This is a genomic window from Dehalococcoidia bacterium, assembly GCA_035574915.1.
Lineage (GTDB): Bacteria > Chloroflexota > Dehalococcoidia > DSTF01 > WHTK01 > DATLYJ01.
This window is the reverse complement of sequence record DATLYJ010000178.1, coordinates 1-6934: the sequence shown is the minus strand read 5'-3', so window position 1 is coordinate 6934 and position 6934 is coordinate 1. Positions and strand designations below refer to the sequence as shown.

At 68.2% G+C, this 6934-nt stretch carries 7 protein-coding genes and 1 tRNA gene; 7 read left to right on the top strand and 1 reads right to left on the bottom strand.

The window, feature by feature from the left end:
• The 7 genes from VNN10_16040 to VNN10_16010 all read left to right on the top strand — a co-directional run.
• A partial coding sequence (locus VNN10_16040) for a hypothetical protein (GenBank protein HXH23528.1) occupies window positions 1–243 on the top strand: 243 nt, incomplete at its 5' end.
• Window positions 244–426: 183 nt separating this feature from the next.
• Window positions 427–1314 (top strand): SDR family NAD(P)-dependent oxidoreductase, encoded by an 888-nt coding sequence (locus VNN10_16035; GenBank protein ID HXH23527.1) that lies wholly within the window; start codon window positions 427–429, stop codon window positions 1312–1314.
• Window positions 1315–1559: 245 nt separating this feature from the next.
• A complete protein-coding gene (locus VNN10_16030; GenBank protein ID HXH23526.1) occupies window positions 1560–1817 on the top strand; it encodes a YHS domain-containing protein in 258 nt (85 codons plus the stop codon).
• Window positions 1818–1917: 100 nt separating this feature from the next.
• Entirely contained in the window at window positions 1918–2352 is a 435-nt protein-coding gene (locus tag VNN10_16025; protein HXH23525.1) for a hypothetical protein, read from the top strand.
• Window positions 2349–2903 (top strand): hypothetical protein, encoded by a 555-nt coding sequence (locus VNN10_16020; protein ID HXH23524.1) that lies wholly within the window; start codon window positions 2349–2351, stop codon window positions 2901–2903. Before VNN10_16025 ends, VNN10_16020 begins: the two co-directional genes overlap by 4 nt.
• A gap of 166 nt (window positions 2904–3069) precedes the next feature.
• Window positions 3070–3143, top strand: a tRNA-Gly gene (locus tag VNN10_16015).
• Window positions 3144–3253: 110 nt separating this feature from the next.
• Entirely contained in the window at window positions 3254–4060 is an 807-nt protein-coding gene (locus VNN10_16010; GenBank protein HXH23523.1) for a lysophospholipase, read from the top strand.
• A gap of 31 nt (window positions 4061–4091) precedes the next feature.
• Here the strand turns inward: VNN10_16010 and VNN10_16005 are convergent.
• On the bottom strand, window positions 4092–6934 hold a 2843-nt coding region (locus tag VNN10_16005), incomplete at its 5' end, for a GAF domain-containing protein (GenBank protein ID HXH23522.1).

Here is a 6934-nt window from a genome sequence, read left to right as displayed (position 1 = left end):
GAAGCGGAGGTCGAGGATGCGGTGCGGCGCGCGGGCGGTGACAGGGAGGCGCTGCGGCGCGGCGCCGTAGTTGGGACGCCTGAGCAGTGCGCCGAGCAGGTGCTGGAGTACGTGCGGGCCGGGGTGGGGGACTTCATATTGCGCGCCAGGCCGCCGGCCGACGTCAGGCAACTCGAGCTATTCGCGAAGAGGGTGGCGCCAATCGTCCGCGCCGAGGGCCAGGCCATCCTGGCCCGGGCATAAGCACGCCGGCCTGCGGACCCAGTGGCGCGGGATGAGGGCTGCATCGCTGGAGAGGCCCAACCCACACGGCGCTCGAAACCGCCTTTCGGCCATGATCCGCGGCCGGCTCGAGGCGTGCCGTCCGGCGTTTGATCCACCGTTTCTCGGGGCGTAACCTTTGCGGGCCAGGAGGAGGAAGAAACTATGGGTGACCGGCTCAAGGGTAAGGTTTGCATCATCACCGGCTCCAGCCGCGGGCTGGGCCAGTACTGCGCGGTCGGCTATGCGAAGGAGGGGGCGACAGTCGTCATCGCGGCGCGCACCGAGCAGGAGACAGACCCGCGCCTGCCGGGCACGATCTACCACACCGCGAAGCTCGTGGAGGAGGCGGGCGGCGAGGCGTTCCCGGTAGTCTGCAACGTGGCCGACAACGCAAGCGTTGAGGCCATGGCCAAGGCTGTGCTGGACAAGTACGGCCGGGTCGACGTCCTCATGACGAACGCCGCCGTGCAGCCGCCCGGCTTCCTGTCCAACATCCAGATCCGCCACTTCGAGCTCGAGTTCAGGGTGAACGTCTTCGGCCCCTTCTACTGCATCCGCGCCGTCCTGCCGGCGATGATGGAGCAGCGCAGCGGCAGCATCATCAACATCTCCTCGGTTGCAGCGGACCGGGGAGGCTCGCACTACGGCATGACGAAGCGGGCGGTCGAGTCCATGACGCTCGGCCTTGCCAACGAGCTGCGGCAGAACGGCATCGCTGTGAACTGCATGAAGCCGGTAGGCGGTATCGAGACGCCGGGGCTCCTCTTCGGGCGCGCACCGGGACAGGTCGGAGGCGGCCGCCCTGGCGGGATGAACACGCCGCCCCCCGACAGCTACGTAGAGGCCGCCGTGATCCTGGCGACCATGACGCCGGAGACCGGCACGGGGATCGTCATGAACGACGCGCAGATCATCAACAAGTTCTGCGACGACGCCACGAAGGACCGCTTCCGCAAGCTCAACGGCGAGACCTGGGCCGCAGCCATGGAAGCGCCTGTGCCGCAAAACAACGTCTTCACGCCCTTCCAGCGCCCCGCCCGCCAGGAATAGCGGCCACACCGCCTCGCTTGCGAAAGCCCGGACGCCTGCGTGGCGCCGGGCCATCGCTTGCCTTTACCGCCATGACATCGAGAGCGGAGAGCCCATCCCGCGCGGCACTGGCGGCCGCTGGCGGCTGCGCTGCCAGGGCCGGCGGCAGTATGCGGACCGCGACGCTATCCCGGACGGGACATTCGCGGCCGTCCGCCATATGATCGTGCCGTCCGATAGCGCGCCCTGAAGAGGAGGCACCGCCGATGACCACACCAACCCAGACCGTGCACGACCCCGTCTGCCACATGGACATCGAGATCTCGTCAGCGGCCGGGCGCTCCGACCATGAGGGCAAGACCTACTACTTCTGCTCCATGGGCTGCAAAGCAGAATTCGATGCCGATACGGCCGGCGTCCTTCAGCGCGAGACAGAGTATGACCACAGCAAGGGCCACACGATGATGGAGATGGAGCACGCTGGCGCCTCCAGAAAGCAGTGGTGGCAGTTCTGGAAGCGTTGACCAGATGATTCGGGAAGCCCCCGAAGCGCCTGTCGATTCGCTCGCCTCCAGTCCTGAACTGCTGGCCGCCTGAAGCGCCGGCCCGTTGATGGTCCGACCTGTGCCTGCACCCGACCCCCACCGCATCATCACTCAACTGGACCTCTCCGTCCGCACCTACTGGCGGCTCTACAAGGCGGCGCTCTTCACGGTCGCGAAGATCGTGGAACGGGCGCCGGAAGAGCTGCTGGAACTGTTCGGCGAGCGCGGCTGCGTGGAGGAGCTGCGGGATGCCCTTCGCCGCGCCGGCTACGACGACCCCTGGCCGGAACTGGACAGCGTAGAGTTGGTGCCAAGCCCGCCGGTGCGCGTTCTGGGCCTGCGCGCGGACATAGAGGCGGCGTTGCTCCGCGGCCGCCTGCGCACGGTCGCCCGCGTCCTCGGCACGCCGCCGGACGATTTGCTGTCACTCCTGACGTGGGAGCAGTACGACGAACTGAGGCGCCGGCTCATCGAGCTAGGGCATGCAGAACCGGGTAACATCGACTCCGGATGAGCCTGACGACGGACCTCTACGACCCGCAGGACCACCACCGCTTCGAGCCCAGGGCCACTCGCCTGCCTATCACCCACCGGGACGACATCGAGGTCGAACTCTGGGTGGGCGGGGCCGACTCCGCGATAGGTGACCCGGTGGAGGAGCATCACCTCGAGGGCGCCTGGTTGATCGACTGCGCCGGCGACCTGCCGCAGCGCTTCAAAGAAGCGGCAGCCGCCTGGTTCCCGCGCGTCTTCGCCGACCTGGAGGTCGTGCCTTCTTCGTTTCATCGCCTCGAGAGGCTGGCCAAGGACGTCGCCGCCGCTGTCCTGGGGGAGGCGCTCGACGCCACCGAGCTGGCGGGCCATGCGGCGCCTCTGCGGCTGATGGTGATGTGCAAGCAGGGGATGAACCGCAGCGCGCTCATGGCGGGCTTGATCTTGCGCGAACTCGGGGCTTCGCCCTCCGAGATCGTCGAGGCGATCCGGGCGGCCCGCCCCGGCGCGCTCACGAACCAGACCTTCGTCCGGCTGCTGCTCGGCGAGGCCGAGGGCAACGCTGCCGGATGACATCCACCGAAGGCTGCCCAGCGCCGGCGGCTCTAGAGCCCCCGCAGGCCGGGAGGCCTTCAAGGTGGCTGTCCGCTGCCTCCGCTGGGCGCACAGCGCCGGCGAAGCCGCCATACGCGGCCGCTAGGCGCGGGCGGCCGGGTATGGTCTGCTAAACTGCAGGTGGGCGCCCAAGGTGTTGTGGCGGCACGCGTCCCTCCCAAGGATGAGGCGGGGGTTCAATTCCCCCTGGGCGCTCCAGGGTTTTCTCGGCACTTCAGCATCTCGGCACATCAGCCGTTGAGCCAGCCGGCGGGTTTGCGGCGACCGGAAGGGCCGTGACGCGTGCGTCCACGCGAGAGGAGCGAGGGTTGGAGCACGGCGAAGGAAGCTTCAGGGGACTCCAGGACTTCAATATCTACTACCAGTACTGGCTTCCGGACGGGGAGCCCAGGGCCACGCTCCTCATCGCGCACGGCTACGCGGAGCACAGCGGCCGCTACCAGAACGTAGTCCGCCTCGCCGTGCCGCGGGGATACGCCGTCTACGCCCTGGACCACCGCGGCCACGGACGCTCCGACGGCGAGCGCGTGCAGGTCGACAGCTTCGAGGACTACCTCACCGACCTGAAGACCTTCTTCGACCTCGTGAGCGCGGCGCAGCCCGGCAAGAAGGTGTTCCTGATCGGGCACAGCATGGGCGCCGCAATTGCCACCGGCTACGCGGTCCGGCACCAGCACGAACTCGCAGGCCTGGTGCTCTCCGGCGGCGGCATTACGCCCAAGGATCCGGCGCGGGCGGAAGCGGTGCGCGCCGCGACCCCGCCCCGTACCGGCGACCTGGCGTCCACGCTCAGCCGCGACCCGGCAGTGATCGAGGCCTACCGGAACGACCCCCTGGTGTACACGGGTCCTCCCCCCGAGCGCTCGGCGATCAGGGCAATGTTCAGCCAGCAGCTCCCGGACCTGGTCCCCGAGATAAGGCTCCCGATCCTGATCATGGCCGGCGGAGCCTCGCCGCTGGGCGACGGCCCCCGCAGCAGGGCCCTTTACGAGGACGTGGGCTCCGCCGACAAGACGCTAAAGCTGTATCCCACACTCATGCACGAGATCTTCAATGAGCCCGAGCATCCCCAGGTGATCGGCGAGATGCTCGACTGGCTCGACGCGCACTGCTAGCCGGCGGTTGCCATTCGTCCGCAAGACGCCGTCAGGGCAGCGGGAACACGGCAGTCACCGCGGCGCCGCGGCCCGGGGCAGCGTCGATGGTAAGCGTGCCGCCGGCGCGCTCAGCGCGTTCTCGCATCGAGCGCAGGCCCATGTGGCCTGGGAAGTCCGAGTCCGGGTCGAATCCGCGCCCGTCGTCGGCGACCGTGAGGCGGAGGGCGTCGCCTTCGGCTGCAAGCACGAGCCGCACGGACCTCGCCTGGGAGTGCTTCACGACGTTGTGCAGCGCTTCCTGGGCGATGCGATAGGCCGCCTCTTTCACCTCGACGGCGACATCGGGCTCGGCGCAGAGGCTTGCCTGCACCTCAAGCCCGTGACGGGCCCGCGTGGCCGAGACCTGCTTCTCGAGCGCGGCCACCAGCCCCTCGGACTCCAGCGACTCGGGGCGGAGCTCGAAGATAAGGGCGCGCATCTCGGCAAGACCGGCTTCGGCGAGGGAGAGCACGTAGTTCAGGGGTTCGGCGGCCTTTTCCGGCTCGCGGTCCAGCTGAGTACGCGCCGTGCGGGCGCCGAGCGCGATACCGTACAGCGCCTGGGAGACGGAGTCGTGCAGCTCGCGGGCCAGGCGTTGGCGCTCCTCCAGAGAGGCTGCCTGCTGGGCACGGGCAAATAGGGCCGCGTTGCGGATGGCGACAGCGGCCCGCGCAGCCAGGGCGCCCAGGACGCGCTTCTCCTCCGTCGAGAAGCTGTGCCGGCGGGAGTAAGCGACGGCAAAGGAGCCGTAGCGCCGGCCCTCGCCGACGATGGCGACCTCCATGCCGGCCCTCACGCCTTCGGCGGACAGGAAGGAGTGGTCCGGATGGCTGGCATCGAGGTCTTCGAATTCGCCGTCCGGGCTGCGGACGTCTCCGACATAGGGATGCTCCCGCGAGAAGTAGGCAACGAGGGCGGGCGACATGTTGCGCCAGGCCTTGGGGCGCAGGCCGGCGCCGACGTCGTCGGCCATGAGCACCAAGCTCTTCTCGGCGCCGAGGATGTCGACGCTGATGTCAGCCAGGTTCTGCAGGACAGCGTCGAGGTCAAGCGAGGAGAATAGCTTTTCGTCTGCCTTGTAGAGCGCCTCCAACTCGCGGGCGTGACTTTCGCTCTGCTCGAAGAGAAGCGCGTTCTCGATGGCCGCGGACGCGCGCTCTGCAAGCGACTGACAGAGCCTGACCTCATCGGCGCTCCACGAACGGGGCGCGCGATAGCCAAAGACGAATACGCCCAGGGCGCTGCCTACCCGCAAAGGCACCTGAAGCGTCGCCCTCATGTCCAACCCCACGGTCAGCGGCTGGCTCGCCCGCGGGTCGCCCAGGGTGTCGGACACCACCCACTGGCTGCCGGTCTCCGGCAGCTGCAAGTCCAGGGCCGCGACCTCATCGCGGGCTGCCTCGATCTTGTCCGGGTCGAAGCCGCGCTGCGCGCGCACACGCAGGGGGCGGTCGGGCGCATCCCGCAGGAGCACCGCGCTCATGTCCACGCGCAGGACGTCCACTGAGACGTCGACGAGGGCCTGAAAGACCTCGGGAAGGGAAAGCGAGCGATGCAGCACCTCGTTCGCCTGCAAAAGGGCCGCAACCTCGGCCGCCTTGCGTGAGGTCTCGTCGAAGAGCCGCGCGTTTTCGATCGCGATCGCCAGGTGGTTGGCGACGGTCTGTACGAGCTCCGCGTGCTCCTTTCGGAAGTACGCCGGCCGTTCGTGTGCGAGGGTCACGTCGCCGAAGGCCATTCCCTTGACCACCAGCGGCACAGCCAGCATGGAGCGGGCGTAGGCGACCGGCGACTCCTCGATGTCACAGGCAAGCCAGGAACGATACTCGACGGCAAGTGGCTCGTCCCCGCGGAGGTCGTCGATGAGGACCGGCATCCCGCGGCTGATCGCCTTCATGTAATTGCTCTCCGACCAGCCTGGCCGGCGCTGCAAGAGCGACTCGTCGCCGCTGGGACGCCGTGTCGTGGAGTACCGGAGCCCTTCCTGCGTCCTGAGCGAGATGCTGCCGCCGGAGTGAGGGACCAGGTCCTGCAATCGGTCCAGCGTGACCTCGAACAGCTCCTCGAGGTCCAGCGTCGACGCCATCGACCGGGACAGCTCCAACAAGGCGCCAAGCTCCCGGGCCTTGCGGCTGCTCTCCTCGAAGAGGCGAGCGTTCTCGATCGCGATCGCCAGGTGGTTGGCGACGGTCTGGACAAGCTCGACGTGCTCGTGAGTGAAGTATCCCGGCCGCTCGTGGGTGAGGCTCACGTCGCCGACGGCAGCCCCGCGTACTATCAGCGGCACCGCCATGAGTGACCGCGCGTAGGCCAGAGGTGTCTCCGCAATGTCAGCGAGGAGCCACGACCTGAAGTCGACGGCAAGCGGCTCATCCCCTCTGAGGTCATCGATGACGATAGGGATACCGGCGCGGAGCGACCGCATCGTCTTGCTCTCCAGCCAGCCCGGGCGGCGCGGTATGGGAGACGTGTCTGCTCCCGGGCGACGGGTTGCGCCGATGAGCTGCCGGCCGTCGAGCTCCAGACCGATGCCCCCGCCGGTGTATGGGATGAGGTCACGGAGGCGGTCCATGGTCACCTCGAAGAGCTGCTGGAGCTCGAGCGTGGAGGCGATGGCGCGCGAGGTGTCCAGGAGCGTCTCCAGCTGGTGCGCCTTCCTGGAGCCCTCCTCGAAGAGACGCGCGTTCTCGATCGCTATCGCGATGTGATTGGCCACGGTTGACGCCAGTTCGACGTGCTCCGGCCGGAAGAAGCCGGGTTCGGCATGTACCAGGCTCAGGGAGCCTAGGCTGCGGTCCTTCAGCATGAGGGGGACCGCCATCCAGGAGCGGAAGTAGCTCATGGGCGACCGGG